Here is a 418-nt window from a genome sequence, read left to right on the forward strand (position 1 = left end):
GTGCTGAAGCGATCGGTGTTCAGCGAGGCCAGCTCGGGGTAGAAGGTGCCGGTGACCTGACGCAGCGTTTCCAGCGCGTTGTCCAGATCGTTGCGGGCGGAGACTTCCGCCGCCAGCACGGTGTCGTAGTTCGAGCGGGCGTTCTGCACGTCGGTGATCGCCACCAGACCCACGTTGAAACGCTGGGTGGTTTGATCCAGCGTGCGGTACACCGCGTCTTTCTGCGCCTGGGTATAGGACAGCGTATCGATCGCTTTCAGCACGTTGAAGTAAGCGGTCGCCGTGTTGAGAATAAGCTGTTGTTCAGCGGTCTGGAAGGTGACGTCGGAGATGCCGGCGGTCTTTTCCTGCAGCGTCAGTTGGCGCCATTTCGACATGTCGAAGATGGTTTGCGTCAGCGCCAGCGAGCCGCTTGTGC

General features: G+C 60.5%; 1 pseudogene. It reads right to left on the reverse strand.

The window, feature by feature from the left end:
• Positions 1-418 (reverse strand): annotated as a pseudogene (gene hasF, locus HFC70_RS26485) (multidrug efflux transporter outer membrane subunit HasF); the annotation flags it as partial.

Origin of the sequence: Agrobacterium sp. a22-2 (genome assembly GCF_012276985.1) — a bacterium.
GTDB lineage: Bacteria > Pseudomonadota > Alphaproteobacteria > Rhizobiales > Rhizobiaceae > Allorhizobium.